Origin of the sequence: Catenulispora sp. EB89 (assembly GCF_041261445.1) — a bacterium.
Lineage (GTDB): Bacteria > Actinomycetota > Actinomycetes > Streptomycetales > Catenulisporaceae > Catenulispora.
Genome location: NZ_JBGCCU010000021.1, coordinates 40,013 through 60,834, shown reverse-complemented (window position 1 = coordinate 60,834; position 20,822 = coordinate 40,013). Strand labels below are relative to the sequence as shown.

18 protein-coding genes and 1 pseudogene are annotated in these 20,822 nt (G+C 69.8%); 8 read left to right on the top strand and 11 right to left on the bottom strand.

The window, feature by feature from the left end:
• Nucleotides 1-8: 8 nt before the first annotated feature.
• A complete protein-coding gene (locus ABH920_RS34980) occupies nucleotides 9-1,475 on the bottom strand; it encodes an aldehyde dehydrogenase (RefSeq protein WP_370353538.1) in 1,467 nt (488 codons plus the stop codon).
• A gap of 439 nt (nucleotides 1,476-1,914) precedes the next feature.
• Here ABH920_RS34980 and ABH920_RS34975 point away from each other — a divergent pair, with 439 nt between their 5' ends.
• From ABH920_RS34975 to ABH920_RS34960, 4 genes and pseudogenes are all read left to right on the top strand, one after another.
• Nucleotides 1,915-3,105: a 2-aminoethylphosphonate ABC transporter substrate-binding protein gene (locus ABH920_RS34975; RefSeq protein ID WP_370353537.1), complete on the top strand. Its 1,191-nt coding sequence runs from the start codon at nucleotides 1,915-1,917 to the stop codon at nucleotides 3,103-3,105.
• Nucleotides 3,106-3,220: 115 nt separating this feature from the next.
• Nucleotides 3,221-4,372, top strand: a pseudogene (locus ABH920_RS34970) (ABC transporter ATP-binding protein); the annotation flags it as partial.
• A 239-nt stretch (nucleotides 4,373-4,611) separates the two neighbouring features.
• Nucleotides 4,612-5,553, top strand: a complete 942-nt coding sequence (locus ABH920_RS34965) for a 2-aminoethylphosphonate ABC transporter permease subunit (RefSeq protein ID WP_370353536.1) — start codon at nucleotides 4,612-4,614, stop codon at nucleotides 5,551-5,553.
• Complete coding sequence (locus ABH920_RS34960) at nucleotides 5,534-6,334, top strand: ABC transporter permease (RefSeq protein ID WP_370353535.1); 801 nt, start codon at nucleotides 5,534-5,536, stop codon at nucleotides 6,332-6,334. The genes ABH920_RS34965 and ABH920_RS34960 overlap by 20 nt, the downstream gene beginning before the upstream one ends.
• A 57-nt stretch (nucleotides 6,335-6,391) precedes the next feature.
• Here the strand turns inward: ABH920_RS34960 and ABH920_RS34955 are convergent, their stop codons facing one another.
• Together ABH920_RS34955 and ABH920_RS34950 are read right to left on the bottom strand one after the other, a co-directional pair.
• On the bottom strand, nucleotides 6,392-6,646 hold the full coding sequence (locus ABH920_RS34955; protein ID WP_370353534.1) for a hypothetical protein: 255 nt from the start codon (nucleotides 6,644-6,646) through the stop codon (nucleotides 6,392-6,394).
• Nucleotides 6,643-6,930 carry a hypothetical protein gene (locus tag ABH920_RS34950; RefSeq protein ID WP_370353533.1) on the bottom strand — a complete coding sequence of 96 codons (288 nt, stop codon included), beginning with the start codon at nucleotides 6,928-6,930 and terminating at the stop codon, nucleotides 6,643-6,645. The genes ABH920_RS34955 and ABH920_RS34950 overlap by 4 nt, the downstream gene beginning before the upstream one ends.
• A 124-nt stretch (nucleotides 6,931-7,054) precedes the next feature.
• On the opposite strand from ABH920_RS34950, the gene ABH920_RS34945 reads away from it, so the two are divergent.
• Genes ABH920_RS34945 through ABH920_RS34935 form a run of 3 tightly spaced genes read left to right on the top strand, consistent with a single transcriptional unit; the run spans nucleotide 7,055 to nucleotide 11,114 of the window.
• Nucleotides 7,055-8,788, top strand: a complete 1,734-nt coding sequence (locus ABH920_RS34945; protein ID WP_370353532.1) for an acyl-CoA dehydrogenase family protein — start codon at nucleotides 7,055-7,057, stop codon at nucleotides 8,786-8,788.
• A 29-nt stretch (nucleotides 8,789-8,817) separates the two neighbouring features.
• Nucleotides 8,818-10,563 carry an NAD-binding protein gene (locus ABH920_RS34940; RefSeq protein WP_370353531.1) on the top strand — a complete coding sequence of 582 codons (1,746 nt, stop codon included), beginning with the start codon at nucleotides 8,818-8,820 and terminating at the stop codon, nucleotides 10,561-10,563.
• A 26-nt stretch (nucleotides 10,564-10,589) separates the two neighbouring features.
• Nucleotides 10,590-11,114: a DUF4190 domain-containing protein gene (locus ABH920_RS34935; protein ID WP_370353530.1), complete on the top strand. Its 525-nt coding sequence runs from the start codon at nucleotides 10,590-10,592 to the stop codon at nucleotides 11,112-11,114.
• 8 nt (nucleotides 11,115-11,122) lie between these two features.
• On the opposite strand, the gene ABH920_RS34930 is transcribed toward ABH920_RS34935, so the two are convergent.
• On the bottom strand, nucleotides 11,123-11,515 hold the full coding sequence (locus ABH920_RS34930) for an SCO5389 family protein (protein WP_370353529.1): 393 nt from the start codon (nucleotides 11,513-11,515) through the stop codon (nucleotides 11,123-11,125).
• An 81-nt stretch (nucleotides 11,516-11,596) separates the two neighbouring features.
• The gene (locus ABH920_RS34925; RefSeq protein ID WP_370353528.1) at nucleotides 11,597-12,409 is read right to left on the bottom strand and encodes a LuxR C-terminal-related transcriptional regulator; all 813 of its coding nucleotides are present in this window, start codon (nucleotides 12,407-12,409) and stop codon (nucleotides 11,597-11,599) included.
• A 61-nt stretch (nucleotides 12,410-12,470) separates the two neighbouring features.
• Here ABH920_RS34925 and ABH920_RS34920 point away from each other — a divergent pair, with 61 nt between their 5' ends.
• On the top strand, nucleotides 12,471-13,307 hold the full coding sequence (locus tag ABH920_RS34920; RefSeq protein ID WP_370353527.1) for an SDR family NAD(P)-dependent oxidoreductase: 837 nt from the start codon (nucleotides 12,471-12,473) through the stop codon (nucleotides 13,305-13,307).
• A gap of 14 nt (nucleotides 13,308-13,321) precedes the next feature.
• Here ABH920_RS34920 and ABH920_RS34915 read toward each other — a convergent pair whose 3' ends face one another.
• The 6 genes from ABH920_RS34915 to ABH920_RS34890 all read right to left on the bottom strand — a co-directional run bounded on the left by ABH920_RS34915 (nucleotide 13,322) and on the right by ABH920_RS34890 (nucleotide 20,554).
• A complete protein-coding gene (locus ABH920_RS34915; protein ID WP_370353526.1) occupies nucleotides 13,322-14,242 on the bottom strand; it encodes a carbohydrate kinase family protein in 921 nt (306 codons plus the stop codon).
• 203 nt (nucleotides 14,243-14,445) lie between these two features.
• Nucleotides 14,446-15,498 carry a LacI family DNA-binding transcriptional regulator gene (locus ABH920_RS34910; protein ID WP_370353525.1) on the bottom strand — a complete coding sequence of 351 codons (1,053 nt, stop codon included), beginning with the start codon at nucleotides 15,496-15,498 and terminating at the stop codon, nucleotides 14,446-14,448.
• 26 nt (nucleotides 15,499-15,524) lie between these two features.
• The gene (locus ABH920_RS34905; RefSeq protein ID WP_370353524.1) at nucleotides 15,525-17,183 is read right to left on the bottom strand and encodes a glycoside hydrolase family 13 protein; all 1,659 of its coding nucleotides are present in this window, start codon (nucleotides 17,181-17,183) and stop codon (nucleotides 15,525-15,527) included.
• Nucleotides 17,184-17,262: 79 nt separating this feature from the next.
• Complete coding sequence (locus ABH920_RS34900) at nucleotides 17,263-18,213, bottom strand: sugar ABC transporter permease (protein ID WP_370353523.1); 951 nt, start codon at nucleotides 18,211-18,213, stop codon at nucleotides 17,263-17,265.
• Nucleotides 18,210-19,145, bottom strand: coding sequence for a carbohydrate ABC transporter permease (locus tag ABH920_RS34895; protein ID WP_370353522.1), 936 nt, complete (start codon nucleotides 19,143-19,145; stop codon nucleotides 18,210-18,212). Before ABH920_RS34895 ends, ABH920_RS34900 begins: the two co-directional genes overlap by 4 nt.
• 98 nt (nucleotides 19,146-19,243) lie before the next feature.
• Nucleotides 19,244-20,554: an extracellular solute-binding protein gene (locus tag ABH920_RS34890; RefSeq protein ID WP_370353521.1), complete on the bottom strand. Its 1,311-nt coding sequence runs from the start codon at nucleotides 20,552-20,554 to the stop codon at nucleotides 19,244-19,246.
• Nucleotides 20,555-20,822: the final 268 nt, after the last annotated feature.

The window sequence follows — 20,822 nt, the reverse complement described above, 5'->3', positions numbered from 1 at the left end:
CAGCGGGTTCAGAAGCTGATGCACGCCGACCGCCATTCGGTGTAGAAGTCCCAGACCTCCGGCGAGCACTCCGGCGCGCCGTACTGCGACTGTTTGGCGCCCATGTGCGGCAGGTGCGCGTAGGCGCCGACGCCGGGGCGGTTGACGTGCAGCATGCCGGCCTCGAAGCGCTCCAGCGCCTCGAAGATGTGCGCCGGGTTCTGCGTGAAGATGGTGCCGGACATGCCGTACTTCACGGAGTTGGAGATGCGCATGGCGTCGTCGAAGCCGTCGCAGTCGATGACCGAGAGCACCGGGCCGAAGATCTCCTCCTGCGCGATCTCGCAGTCCCACGGGACGTCGCGCAGCACGGTCGGCTCGACGTAGTAGCCGTCCGGGACGCCGTCGGTGAACCGGTGTCCGCCGACCGCGACCTTCGCCCCGACTTCCTGGGCCTTGGTGATGGCCGCCAGGCAGGCGTTCATCCGGTCCTCGTTGACGACCGGGCAGACGTCGGCCTCCGGATCGAAGGGGTTGCCGACCTTCAGGGCGCTCACCTTCGCGACGACCTTCTCCAGCAGCGCTTCCTTGACGCTCACGTCGACCACCACGCGGGAGGTCGCCGAGCACCGCTGCCCGGCCTGGCCGAACGCGCCGAACACGATCGCCGCCGCGGCCTTGTCCAGATCGGCGTCGGCCAGCACCAGCACCGCGTTCTTGCCGCCGAGCTCCAGCTGCGTCTTCAGCAGCCGGCCGGCGCCGGCGGTGTGGATCGCGCGGCCCACCGGCAGCGAGCCGGTGAAGGAGATGCCGGCCACCCGCGGGTCGTTCGTCAGCGCCTCGCCCGGCTCCCGGTCGCCCTGCACCAGGTTCAGCACGCCGGCCGGGACCCCGGCGTCGGCGAAGGCCTGCACCAGCAGCGCCGAGGAGTAGGGGGTGAACGGCGAGGGCTTCAGGACGGCCGTGCACCCGGCCACCAGCGCCGGCGCCACCTTCCAGATCGGGATGGTCAGCGGGAAGTTCCACGGCGTGATCAGCCCGACCACGCCGATCGGCTGGCGGAACGTCATCGCGACGGTCCGCGGCTCCTCGGCCGGCGTGGTGTAGCCGTTGAGCCGGCGGCCCTCCCCGGCGGTGAAGTCCAGGATCGCCATCCCGCGCCGGACCTCGCCGAGCGCCTCCTTGTAGAGCTTGCCCTGCTCGCGGCTGATGGCGCGGGCGAACTCGTCCTCGCGCTCGCCGATGATCCGCTCCGCCCGGCGCACGAACTCGGCCCGCTTGACCGGCCCGAGCGCCCGCCAGGCCGACAGCGCGGTCTCGGCGGCGTCCACGGCGCGCACCGCGTCGGCGGCCGTGGAGTCGGCGAAGCGGCCGAGGACGTCGGAGGTGTCGGCGGGACTGACGTCGGCCCGGGTGCCGCCGGCCGCGGCCGGGCCCCACACCCCGCCGACGAAGTTGCCGAGGTGTTCGGGGCGGACAGGGAGATGATCAACCATGGTTCCTACCTTGGGATAAGCGCGGGCATCCGCCAAGACCGCTCTTCGGCATGGAAGTGATAGCGGCACGCTATGCGGCGGCGTGCGCATCGAAGCACGGTCCCGTGCGGTTCGATGAACAGTGCGTGAACCGGAGGGTGACTCGGCGCCCGGGCCTGGGACGAGGCCTTCCGCTATAGCGGCCATAGCCCGGCAGGCGGTTGGCGGCCTCCGCGCGCGAAGGAAAACTGCGGTTCACGGAGCACCTGCGACGACGAGCGGTTTCGGCAGCAGGCTTGCGGATGCCAGGGGTCTGACGCACTATCGCGAACGCTGATTGTTCACCTGGCAACTGCCTGTCAGTCACTTGCAGCGCGGGACCGCGCCACCAGGAACCACGAAGGTCTGGCTCCGAGTCACACCAAACCCGGAGATACCCATCCAGAAGGGCTCACCACCAATGTCGCAAGTACTGTCCCGCCCGCGCACCCGCCGTGTCGGCGTCCTGATCGCCGTCGGCGGACTGGCGCTGACCGGACTGACGGCTTGTGCTTCCTCTGCCCATGACACCCCCGCCGCCGTCAGCGGTACCTCCCCCGCGGCCGCGTCCTCCTCCTGCCCGGCGCTCGGCGCCGCGGCGCCGACCGCGCCGGCGAAGGCCGACGGCTCCGGCGGACAGGTGACCATATACAGCGCTGACGGTCTCTACGACGCCAAGGACGACAACAACTGGTACAACCAGGAGTTCAAGAAGTTCACGGCCCTGACCGGCATCCACGTGAACTACTCCGAGGACGGCTCCGGCGGGGTCGAGACCAAGGTCGACTCCGAGAAGTCGAACCCGAAGGCCGACGTCATCGTCACCCTGCCGCCGTTCATCCAGAAGGCCGAGGCCTCCGGCCTGCTGCAGCCGTACAGCCCGGTCTGCGTGGACAAGGTCGACCCCTCGCTGGTGGACAAGAACGGCCAGTGGGAAGCGGTGATGGGCGACTACCTGTCCTTCATCTACAACACCAAGATGCTGCCGGCCGGTCCGCCGAAGACCTGGAGCGACCTGCTGGACCCGAAGTTCGCCAAGAAGCTGCAGTACTCCACCCCCGGCGTGGCCGGCGACGGCACCGGCGTGATGATCGCGGCGATCCACGCCTTCGGCGACGACCGGAACGCCACCTGGGACTACTTCAAGAAGCTGCAGTCCAACAACGTCGGGCCGTCCAAGTCCACCGGCGCGCTGGAGAGCAAGGTCAACACCGGCGACCTGTGGGTGGCCAACGGCGACGTGCAGATGAACTACGTCGACAGCACGACCCAGTACCCGAACAACAAGATCTTCTTCCCGGCCGGCAACGACGGCAAGCCCAGCACCTTCTCCCTGCCGTACATGGCCGGCCTGGTCAAGGGCGCGCCGAACGCCGACAACGGCAAGAAGCTGATCGACTTCCTGCTCTCCGAGGGCGCGCAGCTGGACGCCTCCAAGGTCGCCTACGGCTTCCCGACCCGCACCGACATCAAGCCCACCGACAGCAACTACGCGGCGCTGACCGCGCTGATGCAGGGCGTCACCGTGTTCCCGGTGGACTGGAACGAGGTCGCGCAGAACTACAACAGCGACGTCAAGGCGTGGGACGGCGCCACCGGCACGCCGAGCTGACCGAGCCGATCGTGCCGACCCGCCAGGTGTCCCGCCCGAATTACCGGGCGGGACACCTGGCCGTATCCCGAAGCACCTACCGTTCTCGCACGTATTTCCTCGACCAGGAGCAAGCATGGCCGCCACCGAAGCAGACCCAACGGCCCGACGATCATCAGGACGCGGATCCGGGGGCATCCGCTTCGAGGAGGTGACGGTCGCCTACAACGGCACCGTCGTCCTCGACTCCTTCTCGCTGGAGGTCGCCCCCGGCGAGGTGGTGGCCCTGCTCGGCCCCTCCGGCTCCGGCAAGACCACAGCCCTGCGCGCGGTGGCGGGCTTCGTCCGTCCGGCGTCGGGCCGCGTGTACGCCGGCGGCCGGGACGTCACCGACCTCCCGCCGTACAAGCGCGGCCTGGGCATGGTGGTGCAGCAGTACGCACTGTTCCCGCACATGCGCGTCGAGCAGAACGTGGCCTTCGGCCTGAAGGCCCAGAAGGTCGCCAAGTCCACGATCCCCGCCCGCGTCGCCGAGGCACTGCGCATGACCGGCATGGCGCAGTACGCCAAGCGCTACCCGCGCGAACTGTCCGGCGGCCAGCAGCAGCGCGTGGCGATCGCGCGGGCGCTGGCGATCGAGCCCTCGGTCCTCCTGCTGGACGAACCGCTGTCGGCCCTGGACGCCCAGCTGCGCAGCGGCATGCTCGCCGAACTGTCGCGGCTGCACCGGGAACTGCCCGATGTCAGCATCCTGTATGTCACACACGACCAGATCGAGGCCCTGACCCTCGCCGACCGCATCGCGGTGATGAACGACGCCCGCCTGGTCGAGGTGGGAACGGCGCGGGAGCTGTACAAGCGCCCCGGAACGGAGTTCGCGGCAGGGTTCGTGGGCAACTCGAACCTGCTGCCGGTAACGGTGACGGAGTGCGCGCCGCAGGCGGACGGGTCGTTCCGCGCGACGGTGCGGATCGCGGCGGAGGCCGACCCGGTGATGGCGACATGTATGGAGCCCGCGAGCGCCGGAGAGCAGCGCACGCTGTGCCTCCGGCCGCACTTCCTCGGCCTGACCGCCGCGGAGCACCACGACAACGCGTTCGCCGGGACGGTGACCGAGGTGCAGTGGCGCGGCTCGGCACACCGGATCTTCGCGGAGGTGCACGGCCACGAGGTGCGGCTGGACACGAACGAGCTGCGGAATCCCCCGGTGATCGGGGATGAGGTGTGGCTGCACTTCTCGACTGAGGACGCGGTGCTGATACCGGCCGCAGCTTCCGGGCCCGCGCCTGCTGGTGCTCGGGCTTCGGCCGCGCAGCCCGCCGCGCCGATCGCATCGCCGACGCCTGCCGCGCCCGGCGCCGAACCGGACGACTCCGCCGAAGCCTCGGCCCGCGTCCTCGCTCCCACCGCGCCGACCGCCACCGGCGAACCGGCCGATTCCATCGAGCCCGAAGTCACAGCCTCTACCGCCGCCGAACCGGCCGAAGCCTCCGCAGCCCTGCCCGCTCCCGCCGACGGCGCCGCCCGATGACCGCCGTCACCGAACTCCCGCCCGCCGCACCGGCGGCGCCCGGCGGCCGGCCCGGCGCGAAGGCCAACAAGCCGCGCCGCTCCACCGCGTGGCTCTGGTCCACTCCCCCGGTTCTGCTGCTGGCCGCAGCCTTCCTCTATCCGCTCTACCTCGTCGTCAAGCAGGCGATCGAGGGCAGCCCGCCGGATCCGACCAATCCCTTCAAGGTCACCACGTCCTTCTCGGACACCCTGAAGGACCCGGGGACCCGCACCGTCATCAAGAACACGATCGAGATGGCCGTCTACTCCACCGCTGGGTGCCTCGTGCTGGGCTTCCTGCTGGCGCTGATCATCGCGTTCGTGCCGTTCCCCGGTGCGAAGGCGGTGTCCCGCTTCATCGACGTGTTCCTGTCGTTCCCGTCGTTCCTGATCACCGTGTCGATCATGTTCCTGTACGGCCGGGTGGGCATGGTGAACCACATCGCCTCGGCGCTCACCGGCGGGCGGCATGACACGCCGGTCAACTTCATCGAGTACTCGCCGTGGGGGATCTGGCTGGCCGAGCTGATCTACTTCACGCCGTTCGTGATGCGCCCGCTGCTGACCGCGTTCTCGCAGATCGACTCCGGCCAGCTGGAGGTCGCCGCCTCGCTCGGGGCCCGCGCCGGGCGCGTGGTCTGGCAGGTGATCCTGCCCGAGGCGCTGCCCGCGGTGTTCGCCGGCGGCTCGCTGGTGCTGATGCTGACGATGAACGAGTACGGCATCGTCTCCTTCACCGGCGCCAAGTACCAGACACTGCCGGTCCTGATCGAGAACTTCGCCAAGGAACAGACCAACTACGCCGGGGCCTGCGCCCTGGCCGTCATCAACATCGTGCTGTCGCTGGCGCTGTTCGCCGGCTACCGCGTGCTGCTCGCCCGGATGTCTGGAGGCCGTCGTGCTGCTGTACACGCGTAGATCGCAGAGGATCGCGTGGGCGGTCTTCGGCTTCTTCTTCCTGCTGCTGTTCGGCCTGCCGTTCGGCGTCCTGGTCCTGGCGGCGTTCACCCGGCAGTGGAACGGCGCGTTCCCGTCCTCCTACACGTTCTCCAACATCACCGCGGCCTTCCACACCGACCCTCTGGACGGCCTGGAGACCTCGCTGATCACCGCGTTGCTGTCGAGCGTGATCGCACTGGTCGTCGGCACCTGGGCCGCACTCGCCCTGGACGCGGTCCGCAACCGCGCCGGCAAGACCCTGATCCAGACGGTCTTCATGCTGCCGATCGCCGTCCCCTCGGTGGTCGTCGGCCTGGCCCTGCTGGTCGCGTTCTCACAGGGCCCGGTGCTCCTGAACGGCACCAACACGATCGTGGTCATGGCGCACGCGATCCTGGTCACCGCCTACGCCTTCCAGCAGGTCTCGGCAGCGGTCACCCGCCTGGACCCGGCGTTCGAACAGGCCGCGGCCTCGCTCGGGGCGCGGCCGTACTACACGCTGCTGCGGGTGAAGCTGCCGCTGCTGCTCCCGGCGCTGACCGGCTCGCTGGCGCTGTGCTTCGCCCTGTCGATGGGCGAACTCGGCGCGACGGCGATGGTCTACTCGGCGGACTGGACGACGCTCCCGCTCCGCATCTACGCCCTGGACGACCGCGGGCACCAGTTCGTCGCGGCGGCGGTGACCGCGGTGATGATGACGATCACCCTGGCGGTGCTGCTGGTGTTCTCGCGGATTCGGACACGCGCGAACTATCGGTGAGGTCGGTGAGAAAAGAGTCGAGGGCCCGGGTCGCCACCGGGCCCTCAGAACTCCTTTCTAAATCATGCTTATAACGCTGGTGAGGGTAACCACACCGTTGATCTCATCGACCTCATATTCGATAAGACCCATAGACCCCACCGCCCGAGTACATGTCGTCAGCGCGCCTGCCGTCTTGTAAACGACCGTGTCCCCTGCGTAGGGGGCGCGGCCGATGGCCAGACACTCCAGCGTGAACAGCTCGTGCGGAATCTCAGGCATTGCGGCGATAGCCTCGGTCACCGCAAGTCCGATGATCAGGCTGTACCTCATGCAGCACGAAGGCCTTGCTGCCGCTCCCAGCGCTCCCGGTAGCCGGGAAACGCTTCATCGAAGGGAATGCCGTCGCCTGTCGCGTGGCTGATCCCGGCCTTGATGTCCGCGAGCAGGCCGGCCTTCTGCAGAACGGCGCGGTGGAACCAGCGCTCGAAGGTCTGCCGCCACTCGTCGGCCTCGGTCGTCTCCATGGCCGCGTTGAACTCGTCGACCTCATCTTCCGGTAGCGCTTCGCGGACCGCCGCAATAGTACGGTCCAAATGGACCTTGATGAGTGCCATCCATGTTCCTTTCCTGCCGATCCGCAGCCACCTCCACTGTGACACCCGCAACACCGCGCTGTCCTCTTTCTGCCGCATCGCGCCGGTACAGCACGGGAAAGTTACCCGCTGGTAGCATGCCTCCATGACTCACGCCCCGGCCGCGCTCTTCAACCCGCGCACCCTCGACTTCTCGCAGTTCGACGAGGAGACGCAGCGCCTGCTCACCGCCGTCGTCGACTGGTTCGAGGGGCGCGGCAAGCGGCGCCTGCTGGCCGAGGACCTGGACCGGGTCTGGTACGCCGACTTCCTGGAGTTCGCCGCGAAGGAGAAGCTCTTCGCGACCTTCCAGACCCCCGCCGCCGACGCTTTCGGCCCCGCCGCGCCGGCGCAGCGCTGGGACACCGCGCGCAACGCCGCGCTGAGCGAGATCCTCGGCTTCTACGGCCTGCCGTACTGGTACACCTGGCAGGTCACCGTTCTGGGCCTGGGGCCGGTCTGGATGTCGGAGAACGCCGCCGCGCGCGAGCGGGCCGCGCGGCTGCTCGACGAGGGCCACGTCTTCGCCTTCGGCCTGTCGGAGAAGGAGCACGGCGCCGACGTCTACTCCACCGACATGATCCTCACCCCCGACGGCGAGGGCGGTTACACCGCCACCGGCGGCAAGTACTACATCGGCAACGGCAACGTCGCCGGCCTGGTGTCCGTCTTCGGCCGCCGGTCCGACGTCGAGGGCCCGGACGGCTACGTCTTCTTCGCCGTGGACAGCCGGCACGAGAAGTTCGAGCTGGTCCAGAACGTCGTCGACTCCCAGATGTTCGTCAGCGAGTTCAAGCTCCACGCCTACCCGGTCACCGACGCCGACATCCTGCACGCCGGCGCCGACGCCTTCAGCGCCGCCCTGAACACCGTCAACGTCGGCAAGTTCAACCTGTGCACGGCCTCCGTGGGCATCGCGGAGCACTCCTTCTACGAGGCCATCACGCACGCCCACAACCGCATCCTCTACGGCCACCCGGTCACCGACTTCGGCCACGTCCGCGCCTCCTTCGTCGACGCCTACGCGCGCCTGATCGCGATGAAGCTCTTCAGCGCCCGCGCCGTCGACTACTTCCGCACCGCGAACCCCGACGACCGCCGCTACCTGCTGTTCAACCCGATCACCAAGATGAAGGTGACCTCCGAGGGCGAGCGCGTCGTCGACCTGCTCTGGGACGTGATCGCGGCCCGCGGCTTCGAGAAGGACACCTACTTCAACGGCGCCACGCACTACATCAGGGCCCTGCCGAAGCTCGAGGGCACGGTCCACGTGAACCTCGCCCTGGTGCTGAAGTTCATGCCGAACTACCTGTTCTCGCCGCAGGAGTACCCCGAGGTCCCGACCCGCACCGACGCCGCCGACGACACCTTCCTGTTCCACCAGGGCCCGGCGCGCGGCCTGGGCAAGGTGCGCTTCCACGACTGGCGCGCGGCCTACCGCCAGGCCGCCGGCGTGCCGAACGTCGCGCGATTCACCGAGCAGGCCGAGGCGCTGACGCAGTTCCTCGCCACCTGCCCGCCGGACGAGGCGCAGCAGCAGGATCTGGACTTCCTGCTGAACCTCGGCCACCTGTTCACGCTCGTGGTCTACGGCCAGCTGGTGCTGGAGCAGGCCCGCCTGACCGGGCTGGAGGACGAGGTCGTGGACCAGATCTTCGACTTCCTGGTCCGCGACTTCTCCGAGTACGCCGTCGCCCTGCACGGCAAGCCGTCCTCGACCCCCGAACAGCAGGCCTGGGCGCTGTCCGCGGTCCGCAAGCCGGTGGTGGACGCCGAGCGGTTCGGCCGGATCTGGGAGCGGGTCGCGGATTTGTCGGGTGCTTACGAAATGCGTCCCTAGAATTCACCGCAGACCTCTACCATCCCTCTATGGGGGACTTGTTCATCGTCGTAGGTGGCAACGCCCTGGCATACCGGCTCACCGTCGAGCTGACCAGGCAGTACGGCGTCCGAACGGCCGCGATCATTCCGGCCCAGGAGACGCCGTACACCATCCAGATCGGCAAGGCGCTCGGCCCGGAGAACACGATCGCCGACGCCTACGTCTCCGAGGAAGCCCTGCGCGAAGCAGGGATCGACCAGGCGCAGGCGATCGCGTTCGTCGACGGCGACGACCGGACCAACATCCACGCCGCGATGCGCGCCGCGGCGCTGCGTCCGGGTATCAGGATCGTGATCCGCATGTACAACCAGCGGCTCGGCGTGCACATCGCGCAGCTGGTGGACAACTGCACGGTGCTCTCGGCCTCGGCGACCGCCGCGCCGGCCTTCGTCAACGCCGCGCTGCAACGGCCGCACTCGGTCAGCGCCGGCGGCCGCACGCTGCGGATCGCCATCGGCCAGGACATCAACATGCGGCAGACGCCGTTCCTGATCGCCGACGCCATCGACCGGGACCGGCAGTCGGAGATCGAGGTGCTGCCGGTGGTCGCGGCGCGGAGCCGGACCCAGGAGTGGATGCTGCTCATGCAGCGCTCCCCTCGGCACGCCGCACTACAGTTCCTCGACGTGTCCGACGCCGTCGCGCCAGGGCACATTTACCGCGCCCCGCTCGCGGCCCGGCTGCTGTGGCGCGCGTCGGACACGATGAAGTTCTTCACCAGCGCCAAGCTGCGCACGATCCTGATGGCGTCGGTGGCCACGCTGGCGGCGTCGTTCGTCGGGATCTGGCTGTTGGCCCGGCCTCTCGGATGGGCGTTGTACGAGACGCTGCTCGACGTCGCCGGCTCCGCGGTTCCCGACGTCTACGGCCAGCCGAGCTCGGTCGGCGGGAACCTGCAGCGGCTGTTCCAGGTGGCGATCACGCTGTCCGGCGTCGTGCTGATGCCGGTGGTGACGGCGGTGTTCGTCGAGGGCACGGCCGCGCGCCGCGGCGTGCGCACCCGGCAGCCGAGCGCGGGCCTGCGCGAGCACGTGGTGGTGGTCGGCCTCGGCAACGCGGGCACCCGGGTCATGAGCCTGTTCCGCGAGCTCGGCGTGCCGGTGGTCGGCATCGAGCGCGACGGCGACGCCCGCGGGATCGCCGTGGCACGCAACCTGGACGTCCCGGCGGTGGTCGGCGACCGGCCGCTCGACGACGCCCTGCGCCGGGCGCAGATCGCCCGGGCCCGCGCGGTCGTGGCGGTGACCGGCGACGACGTCACCAACCTGGAGGCGGTGATGGAGGCCCGGGCCATCAACCCCGAGGTCCGGGTGGTGGTGCGGCTCTTCGACGACGACTTCGCCGCGCACGTCTACAAGGAGTTCGGCAACACCGCCTCCCGCTCGGTGTCCTACCTCGCGGCCCCGGCCTTCGCCGCCGCGATGATGGGGCGCGAGGTGCTGGGCACGCTGTCGGTGTACCGCAAGGTCCTGCTGATCGCCGAGGTCGCGGTGGAGGAGGGCTCGGAGCTGGCCGGACAGGAGCAGCGCGACCTCGACAAGCCCGGCCTGACCCGGGTCCTGGCGGTGCGGCGCACCGGCAGCACGGCGTTCGACTGGTCGGGGGCCGACCGCGGCCGGGTCCTGCAGACCGGCGACCGGCTGATCGTGGCCGCGACGCGCGCCGGCTTCGGAGGGCTGGCCGGGCGCATCGGCGAGGGAAATACTGAAGGCGACCCGGTATCGGGAGACTGACGTGGACGAGGGGGGATGTGCCACCAATGAGTGACACTTCGCAGGGCGGATGGGATTCGGGTCCTGAGGGATACGGCCCGGGGTTCGGCTCCGGAGGATTCGCCGCGCCCGACGGCGGCTTCGTCCCTCCGTCGAGCGACGCGCCGCCCACGCAGGCCGCGATGCCGGTGCCGCCGCAGTATCCGCAGGGCTCCTATCCCCCGCCCAACTATCCGCCGTCCAACTATCCGCCGTCCAACTATCCGCAGGGCTACGCACCGCAGCTGTATCCCGGCGGGTACTACGGTCCGCCGATGTTGCGGCAGCAGACGAGCGGTATGGCGGTCACCGGCATGGTGATGGGGATCCTCAGCCTGGTGTTGTTCTGGGCTTCCCTGCTGGGGCCGCTGCTGGCGCTCCTGGGGATCGTCTTCAGTTCAGTCGGACTGTCGCAGAGTTCGAAGCCGGGCTTCACCGGCAAGGGGATGGCGATCGCCGGACTGGTGTGTTCGCTGATCAGCATGGCCTTCTGGGTGCTGTTGGCGATCGCCGTCGCATCGTTGCTGGCTTAGGCCCTCGTTCAGCAGTCCCGCAGCCCGGGCGACTGGTTGAGGATCTGCGCACGCTCCGACGTGAAACGCCGGTACGTCTCCGAGCCGACCGCCTCGGACCGGAACACCGCGACCCGGTGGCAGTTCTGGAACGCGAGCTTCACCGCGAAGCGCCGCTCCAGGCTGCCGCGGATGGCGTCGGAGGCCAGCGCGCGCAGGAGTTCGGCGCGCTCGGCGTCGCTCGGGGCGAGCTGGTTGTCGGCGAACTGCCGGGCCGGGTCGGCGTGCAGTTCGGCGGCGAGCTTCTCGACCAGGGTGTGCGCATACGGGAGCGAGGCCGCGACCGTATCGGCGAACTCGGTCTCGTTCACCTCGCCGACTTCGGCCTGCTTGAGCAGGTGCGGTGCGACGTCCAGGGACATGCGGGACTTCCTCTCGATAATGAATGTCGTTTTCACCAGGAGGGTAGACCCGGGCGCCGCCCGGACGACTCGAGATCAAGGTCAGACCGGCGTGTCGCGGGAGGTGAACAGCACCGCGAGCTGCGTACGGCTGCCGCAGGAGGTGGCGGCCAGGACCCGCGTCAGGTGCTTCTTGACCGTGTCCACGCCGATGAACAGGCGCGCGGCGATCTGCCGGTTCGTCAGGCCCTGCGCGGCGAGGTCGGCGACGTCCCACTCGCGCGGCGTCAGGTCCCAATCGGCCCGGGTGGCCTGGCGCGAGCGGTGCCGGGCCAGCTGCTCGACGGCCAGCGGCGTCAGGTGCCGGCGCAGCACCCGCAGCACGGCCAGGTCGCGGTCCGGGACCTTGGGCACGCCGTCCGGCACGGCCAGGCCGACCCACAGCACCCCGGCCGGCGCGGCGTCGATGAGCATCGCGGCCTTGTCGGCGATGCCGCGCGGGAGCAGGAACCGGTCGCGGAAGCGCGCGCCCTCCGCCCCCTCCTCGATGTCGGTCAGCCGCGCCACCCCGACCTCGGCCAGCCGTCGCAGGAAACCCTGGTCGCGGAACGGATCCACGCGCTCCCAGCCGCCGGCGGCGTAGGTCTCCAGGAACTCGGCCGAGTACCCGGCGAGCACGCCACAGCCGTTCTCGACCGCGTCGACCGCGGTGTCGCCGTGCAGGACGGTCACGCCGTTGTAGCCGAACCACGTCCGTAACGCCGTGACCAGCAGCTCCCGGAACTCGGCGAGATCCCCGGCGTGGTCCACGGCCTCCACCACGCCGACCACGCGCCGGTAGTCCTCCGGACTCAGCGGCTCGTCGGCGGGCAGCGGTCGGGGGCGCGGGGCGGGTCCGGGCAGGGCGACGGTCACCCTCCGATGTTCCACCTTCGGGCCATACCGGAGCCACCCCGCCCCGGCGCAAGATGAAGGCATGACAGATGGAACCCCCACCCCGCGCCGCTGGTTCGTCACCGGGGCGAACAGCGGCTTCGGCCTGGCCCTCGTGCACGCCGCCCTGGCGGCCGGCGACGAGGTGGTCGCGGCGGTCCGGCGCCCGGACACGATGCGCGAGCTGGCGGCGGCCTCCGGCGGCCGGTTGTCGGTCGTCGACCTCGACCTCCGCGACCACGACCGGCTCGGCGCGGCCGTCGAGGCCGCCGGACGCATCGACATCCTGGTGAACAACGCCGGCTTCGGCCTCGTCGGCGCGATCGAGGAGACCGGCGAGGCCGAGCTCCGCAGCGCGATGGAAGTGATGTTCTTCGGACCGCTGGAGCTGACGCGGCTGGTGCTGCCGCAGATGCGCGCTCGCCGCTCCGGCGCGATCGTCCAGCTGAGCAGCATGGGCGGGATGCTGGCGTTCCCGGGCGTCGGCGCGTACTGCGCGGCCAAGGGCGCGCTGGAGCTGGCGAGCGAGGCGCTGGCCGGGGAGGTGGCGCCGCTGGGAATCAAGGTACTGATCGTCGAGCCGGGCGCGTTCCGCACGGGCTTCGCCGGCCCGGCGTCGTTGCAGGCGGTCGAGACGCGGATCGCGGACTACGACGGCACGGCGGGCGCCACGCGCAACGCCCTGCCGACGGCGCACGGCACGCAGGAGGGCGATCCGGCGAAGGCCGCGGCGGCGGTGCTGGAGGTGCTGGGGTGGAAGGAGCCGCCGTTGCGCCTGGCACTGGGGAACGACGCGGTGGACGAGATCCGGGCGAAGCTGGCGCGGGTCGGCGCGGATCTGGACGCCACGGAGGAGCTCGGGCGGGCGATGACGGTGTGAGGTAGGACTCTGCCTCAGCCGAGATCGGCTTCGGTGGCGAACCGCTCGGCCGTCCCGTGGACGGTGCAGGCGAAGGCGCCGGACAGCAGTCCGCGCCGCATGCACTCCTCGGGAGCCGCGCCGCGCAGGACCCCGGACATGAATCCGGACACGAAGGCGTCGCCGGCGCCGTTGCTGTCGACGACCGGCGCCGCCGGTATGACGGCCGGGAAGTGCCGGATGCCCTCCCCGCGCACGGCCAAGTAGGCACCACGCGCGCCGTCCGTGGCCACGACGGTCCTGGCCCGACCGCGTGCCAGCACCTCGGTCAGGACCGCGTCGCGCCGGCTGCCGAGGTTCGCGGCGCTCAGGAAGACGTGGTCGGCGGCGTGGGCGAAGTCCTTGTGGTGGTCGTCGGCGCCGTCCCAGTCATGGAGGTCGGTCGAGATGGTGACCTGGTGGCGCAGCGCGACCGGCAGGACGTGCCGCGCGTAGTCGGCTATGACCACGTGCACGTGCCGCGAGCGAGCGAGCCAGCCCTCATAGAAGTCCTCCGGCATCCGCCGGCCCGGCACGCCGCGCGGGTCGTAGAACGACATGCGGCGGCCGTCGGCCGAGACCAGGTTCACGGCGCGCACCGTGCCGGCCGGCGACGGCAGCCAGGAGAAGTCCAGCCGCTCGTCAGCGAACCGGCGCCGGACCAGGTCGCCGAAGGTGTCCTCGCCGAGGAAGTCGACGAACTTCACGCGCAGCCCGAGCGACCGCACGCCGAGGGCCACGGCCGTCCCGGTGTGCGCGACGTAGGACTCGATGGGCTCCACGAGCACCGAATCCGCGTACGGCACCGGCAGCTCCGGCACGCGGACGATGGTGTCGATGCCCGCGCCGCCGACGACGAGCACGTCGAACTCGCTCGCTGACTCAGCATTCTGCGCCACTGCCCCGACCTCCGCCATCGCCGAAACGAACCCCGACGCGCCTCATGACCGCCGAGGGGGCCCTGGACCTCCGCCGCCACATCCGCCGCGCCGAAGCCCGAGCTTCTGCCTGCGCTTGCCCAACCGCCGTACCTCATGACCACCGAGGGCGCCCCGGACTACCACCGCACCCCAGCGGCACCCGTGCCGAAGCCGGAGCCCAAGCCTCCGCCCGCGCTCCCCTACCGCCGCACCCGCGGCCCCGACCCCGTCGACCCCCGCACCACCAACTCCGGCGCGAACACGAACTCGGTGTGCGGCGCGTGCCCGCCGCCGACCTCCTCCAGCAGCGCGCGCACCGCCGCCGCCCCCATCGCGGCGACCGGCTGGCGCACCGTCGTCAGCGGCGGGTCGGTGTAGGGGATCAGCGGCGAGTCGTCGTAGCCGACCACCGAGATGTCGCCCGGGACCGCCATCCCCCGCGCCCGCACCTCGGCGATCGCGCCGAGCGCCATCATGTCCGAGGCGCACACGATGCCGGTGCAGCCCTTGTCCAGCAGCTTCGCCGCCGCCGCGCGGCCGCCTTCGAAGCCGTACAGCGAGTACTCCACGAAGTCCGCCGGGTTCTCGACGCCGAGGGTGTCGCGCAGCGCCGCCGTGAAGCCCTCTATCTTGCGGATCACCGGCACATAGCGCTTCGGCCCGACGGCCAGCCCGATCCGCTCGTGCCCCAGGTCGGCCAGGTGGTTCACCGACAGCCTGGCCGCCAGGGCGTCGTCCGGGCTGATGAAGGGTGCTGCGATGCCGTCGGCGTAACCGTTGATCAGGACGAAGGGCACGCCGCGGTCCGACAGCCGGTGGTACCGGTCGCGCGAGGCGGTGGTGTCGGCGTGCAGGCCGGAGGCGAACACGATGCCCGCCACCCCGTGCTCGATCAGCAGCTCGACCAGGTCGTCCTCGGTCGCGCCGCCCGGCGACACGGTCGCCAGCACCGGCGTGTAGCCGTGGTGCGTCAGCGCGCGCTCCACCGCCTGCGCCATCGCCGGGAAGATGGGGTTGTCCAGCTCCGGGATGATCAGCCCGATCAGCGCCGCGGTCCGCTGCCGCAGCCGCGTGGGCCGCTCGTAGCCCATGACGTCCAGCGCCGCCAGCACCGCCTGCCGCGTGGCGGCGGCCACCCCCGGCTTGCCGTTCAGCACCCGGCTCACCGTCGCCTCGCTCACCTTCGCCTGCGCGGCGATGTCCGCGAGTCGTGCGGTCGATGGCAGTGAAGCGTTGTCCGTCATGGCGCCCATTCTTTCGCTCCCGGTCCTGGAAATGGCTAGATCCGCCACCAGGCGGCCGAGTCCTCCGGCAGTTCGACACGGTCGGCGGTCACCGACACAGGAGTGGAAGCCAGCAGCAACGCGCCTGGAACCGGCAGCGCGACCGCCGCCGCCCCGGTGTTCACCGTGCACACGAACCCGTCCCCGCGCCGGAACGCGAGCACGCCGTCCGGCGCCGGCAGCCACACCAGCGCCGTCTCGTCGGTCTCCGCGCCGAGGTCCGGCAGCTCCCGCCGCAGCGCCAGCGCCGAGCGGTACAGCTCCAGCATCGAGCTCGGGTCCCCCGACTCCGCCGCCACCGACAGCGCGCCCCACGACGGCGGCGCCGGCAGCCACGAGGCCGTGGACCCCTCCGGCCCGAAGCCGTAGGTCGGAGCGACGCCCGACCACGGCAGCGGCACCCGGCAGCCGTCCCGGCCCTTCGACGGGTCGCCGGACTGGATGCCCTGCGGGTCCACCAGGAACTCCACCGGGATGTCCAGGACCTCGGGCAGCCCCAGCTCCTCGCCCTGGTACATGTACGCCGACCCCGGCAGCGCCAGCATCAGCAGCGCCGCGGCCCGGGCCCGCGCGAGCCCCACCGCGCCGCCGCCGTAACGGGTCACGTGCCGCTTCATGTCATGGTTCGACAACACCCACGTCGACGGCGCGCCGACCGAGCCGGCGGTGGCCAGCGAGTGGTCGATCGCCGTGCGCAGCGCCTCGGCCTCGAAGGGACGGCCCAGGAAGTCGAAGTTGAACGCCTGGTGCAGCTCGTCCGGCCGCACGTAGTTCGCCAGCCGCTCCGGCGTCGGCGCCCAGGCCTCGGCCACGCCGATGCGCTCGCCGTCGTAGGAGTCCAGCAGCAGCCGCCAGGCGCGGTAGATCTCGTGCACGCCGTCCTGGTCGAAGAACGGCAGCACCGCGTTGCCGATCATCTCCACGTGGTCGGCGTGCCCGACGTCCGGCAGCCCCGGCGCCTTGACCATGCCGTGCGCGACGTCGATCCGGAAGCCGTCGACGCCGAGGTCCAGCCAGAACCGCAGGACGTCCAGCATCTCCGACCGCACCTCCTCCAGCTCCCAGTTCAGGTCCGGCTGCGCGGGCGCGAACAGGTGCAGGTACCACTGCCCGGGCGTGCCGTCCGGGTTCACCGTCCGGGTCCACGCCGGGCCGCCGAAGACCGACTCCCAGTCGTTCGGCGGCAGCTCGCCGTGCGCGCCGCGGCCCTCGCGGAAGATGTAGCGGGCCCGCGCGGCACTCCCCTCGGGTGCCGCGAGCGCCTCGACGAACCACGCGTGCCGGTCGGAGGTGTGGTTCGGCACCAGGTCGACGATCACGCGCAGGCCCTTGGCGTGCGCGTCGACCATCAGGGCCCGGAAGTCGTCCAGCGTGCCGAACACCGGGTCCACGGCCCGGTAGTCCGCGACGTCGTACCCGAAGTCGGCCATCGGCGAGGAGTAGAACGGCGTGATCCACAGCGCGTCCACGCCGAGCTCGGCCAGGTACGGCAGCCGGGAGCGGATGCCCGGCAGGTCGCCGACCCCGTCGCCGTCGGAGTCGGCGAAGGAGCGGATGTAAACCTGGTAGATCACCGCGTCGCGCCACCAGTCGGTACGGCGGGCGCCGGATTCGCGGGCCAGCTCGGCTTCGACGGTGAGTGTCTCGGTTGTCATGAACTCAGTTGCCCCAGAGGTAGTTCGTACGGTCGGCCGGGTCGGCGCCGGGTCGGGCGGGTCCGCCCGAGGCCCGGGCTCAGCCCTTGGCGCTGCCGGAGGTCAGGCCGGCGACCAGGTTGCGCTGCACGAGCAGGAACATCACGCCGGCCGGGATCGCGATCAGCACCGAGGCCGCGGTCATCAGGCCCCATTCGCCCTTGTACTGCGAGACGAAGGTGCGAAGGCCCACGGCGAGCGTGTACTTGTCCGAGCTCTGCATGAAGGTGTTGGCGAAGGCGACCTCGGCCCACGCCGTCAGGAAGGAGTAGAAGGCGGTCACGGCCAGCCCCGGCCGGGCCAGCGGCAGCACCAGGCGCCAGAAGGTGCCGAACGGCGAGAGCCCGTCGACCTTGCCGGCCTCGTCGATGTCGATCGGGATGGTGTCGAAGTAGCCCTTGAGCATCCACGCGCAGTACGGCACCGCGGTGGTGCAGTACACGAGGATGAGGCCGCCGAACGAGTTCACCAGGTGCAGCTTCGACATGATGTTGTACAGCGGCACGATCAGCACCGCGATCGGGAACATCTGGACCACCAGCAGCAGCCACATGGTGGCCCGGAAGCCCGGGAACCGCATGCGCGAGACGGCGTAGCCGCAGGTGGCCGCGATGAACACGGCCAGCGCCATGGTGCCCACCGAGACGATCAGCGAGTTGCGGAACCAGGTGAGGAAGTCGGTGTCGTTCAGCACCTGGCTGTAGTTGCCGAAGTTGAGATGGCTGAAGTCGCCGGGGTGGGCCCACTGGCCGTCCTTGGTCTTCAGCGAGGTCAGCGCCACCCAGACGATCGGGAAGATCGCGATGAAGGAGGCGGCGATCAGCGTGGCGTGGATCGCGACGGACGCCAGCGGGGAGCGCCTGGTGCGCGAGTACTTCTTGCCGGGCTCGGCGACGGCGCGGCCGGCTGCCTGGCCGGTCGCGCGGCCGGTTGCCCGGCCGGCCGCCCGGCCCGGCGTCGTGGGATTCACGGACTCGGTGGCCGCGCTCATGCCTGCACCTCCAGCTTGGCCTGCGACCGCCGGTAGACGGTGGCGAAGACGAGCAGCATCGACAGGATCACCACTCCGTAGGAGGCGGCCTCGGCGTACTGCCGGATGTTCGCGAACGCGACCTGGTAGGCGTGGGTGACCAGGATGTCGGTGGACCCGGCCGGGCCGCCCTCGGTGACCAGGAAGATGACGTCGAACTTGTTGAACGTCCAGATGACGCCGAGCAGCGTGACGGTCATCATCACCGGCCGCAGCCCCGGCAGCGTCACCATGCGGAAGCGCTGCCAGGCGGTCGCGCCGTCCATCTCGGCGGCCTCGTAGAGCTCCTTGGGGATGGTCTGCAGCCCGCCGAGGAAGGAGACCATCATGAACGGCACGCCCATCCAGACGTTGACCGCGATCACCGCGATCTTCGCCGACGTGGGCTGCGCCAGCCACTGCACGCCGTGCATCCCGAAGTACTTCAGCACCGCGTTGAACACGCCGTTGTCGTTGTAGAGCAGGCGCCACGCGAACGCCGCCACGAAGCCGGGCACCGCCCACGGCAGGATCAGCATCAGCCGGTAGCCGCCGCGGAACCGGATCTTGCGGTTCAACAGGACGGCCAGCCCCAGGCCGATGGTGATGTGGAAGAAGACGTTGACGAAGGTCCAGATCAGGGTCCACGTCAGGGTGCTGTAGAAGTGCCCGTCGTTGCCGGACAGGATGTCCCAGTAGTTGTGCAGCCCGACGGAGTGGTAGCTCGGCGGGATGTGGTTCACGCCGATGTCGTGGCCGATGTTGGACTCGTCGGCGTTGGTGGTCGACAGGTACGCGCCCCAGATGAAGGGGTAGCCGACCAGGACGAGCATCACGATGACGACCGGGGCCGCCATGGCCCAGCCGTACCAGTATTTGTCGAACGAGCGGCCCAAGCGCTTGAGTGGACGCATTTCCATCCTTCGGACCCTGTCATGCCGTCTTCGGTGGTGAGCCGCACGGGAGGGGGACCCTCACTTCCCACCTCCCGCGCGGCCGGCTTACGCGGATGTCAGCTCTTGCTGAAACCCGGCAGGATCTGCGCGAACTGCGTCGCGGCGTCATTCAGCGCGGCCTGCGGCGACTTCTGTCCGCCGAGGATCGCCTGGTAGTCGGTGTCCAGCGGGGTGAACAGGTCCGAGGCGCCGGCGACCGGCGGACGGCCGACCGCGTTCTTCAGCGGGCCCTCGAACGCCGACAGGATCTTGTTGTTCGCGACCTGCGGGTCGGAGTAGGCCGAGGTGCGGGTCGGCAGCACGTTGTTCTTGGCGGCGATGGTGGCCTGGTTCTGCGCGTCGTTCAGGTACGCGATGAACAGGTAGGAGGCGTCGAGGTTCTTCGAACCCGCGTAGACCACCAGGTTGTGGCCGCCGACCGGGGCGCCGGCCTTGACCGAGCCGGCCGGGACAGTGGCGATGCCGAGGTTGTCCGCGTTGCTGAACGCCGACCCCTTCAGATCGTCGGCGGTGGACCACGGACCGTTCACGACCATGGCGACCTTGCCGTCCTTGAAGGCGGTCTGCATGTTGTTGTAGCCGTCCTTGGTCACGTCGGTGACCGCCGCGCCGGACTTCACCAAGTCCTGCGCGATGCCCACGGCCTTGAGCGCGGTGGCGTCGTTGACCGTGATCTTCTTAGCCGAGGCGTCGATGATGTCGCCGCCCTCGCCGTAGATGAACGGCAGCAGATAGTAGGACGCGGCGTTCAGGAACGTGCCGTCGACGCCGGTCTTGGCCTTGATCTGCAGGCTGTCGGTCTTCAGCTCGTCCCAGGTCTTCGGCGCGGTGGTGATGCCGGCCTTGGCGAGCAGGTCCTTGTTGTAGAGCAGCGAAAGCGTGTCAGTGACCTGCGGAACACCGTAGATCTTGCCGTTGTAGTGGTCCGAGGCATACGGGCCCGGCATGTAGTCGGAGTCGTTCGCCAGCGCCGGGGTGCCGTCCAACGGCTGCAGGTAACCGAGCTGCGCGAAGGCCGGCGTCCAGCCGACGTCGGCGCGCAGCACGTCGGGCGCACCACTGCCGGACTGCGCGGCGGTCTTGAACTTGTCCTCGGCGTCGGAGAACGGCACGTTGACGTAGTTGACCTTGATGTTCGGGTACTTCGCCTCGAACGCCTTGATGATCGGCTGGTAGTTCGGCGCCTCATTGGTCGCGTCAGAGGTGTCCCACCAGGTGACCGTGCCCTTGACCGACGCCGGGTCCTTGGCGGCCGAACCGCTCGCGGAGCCACCGGACTTGCTGCTGCTGCAAGCACTTGCAGCAAGTGCCAGGACTGCTATCGCCGCGATACCGGCGCCGCGCTTGGCGGCCGTGCTGCGTCGCATCGAAGACTCCTTGAAGGATGACTTTGAGGGGATCTGCGCTGCTGTGTGCGCGGCGCGGGTGCTGACGCTAGCAAGGGGCGGGGCAAGGATGAAAGGCTTTGCTGCAAGATTTCTGCAACTTGCGGATAACGATGCGGCAACGTGGGCTTTACGCAGGGGGATCCCTCAGAGCCTGGAGGGCTCAGACACCCAAGTGGACCCCGTCCACACCACAGGTGGGGTTGTCCCGGATCCCTCGTCGCTGTCGGCGGTGCTTGCACAACCAGCC